Origin of the sequence: Streptomyces alkaliterrae (assembly GCF_007097205.2) — a bacterium.
GTDB classification, from domain to species: domain Bacteria; phylum Actinomycetota; class Actinomycetes; order Streptomycetales; family Streptomycetaceae; genus Streptomyces; species Streptomyces alkaliterrae.
The window spans coordinates 1-462 of record NZ_VJYK02000712.1 but is presented as its reverse complement, the minus strand read 5'-3'; the positions used below and the strand labels follow the sequence as shown (position 1 = coordinate 462).

1 protein-coding gene is annotated in these 462 nt (G+C 69.7%); it reads right to left on the bottom strand.

The features are described 5' to 3' along the window. Positions 1-462: type II secretion system protein GspK (locus tag FNX44_RS30160; protein ID WP_173019328.1), on the bottom strand; the 462-nt coding region annotated here is incomplete at both ends.

The window sequence follows — 462 nt, the reverse complement described above, 5'->3', positions numbered from 1 at the left end:
GCATCACGCTCCTGCTGTGCGCGCTGCGCCATCACGCTGTCCGCATCCAGGCCCAGCGCGGTCAGCACCGGCGCGCTGGCGAACCGCGGATCCGGCCGTGCCTGGCGGCTGTAGAGGGTCAGGTGCGGCAGCATCGCCCGGTACAGGGGTCCGCGCATGCCCAGGACCCGCTGCAGCTCGCCCAGGGTCTCGAAGCGCTTGTTGCGTGGGCCGTAGGGCAATCCGGCTGCGGCGTAGTCCGGCGCTTCGGCGCCACCGCCCGGTTGCAGCAGGCTGTCCTCGTCGCGCCAGTCGATGATGGCGCCGGCCAACTGCCGGGCCTGTGCATCGTCTTCGCCCAGCGCCTTGAGGAAGGCGGTCAGCAGTGCGGCGTCGGCCAGGTTCAGGTTGATCTTGCCGTTCTCGTCCAGCACCTTGATCTCGATGCTGGCGTCGTCGAACTGCCAGCGGTAGGTACGGCCA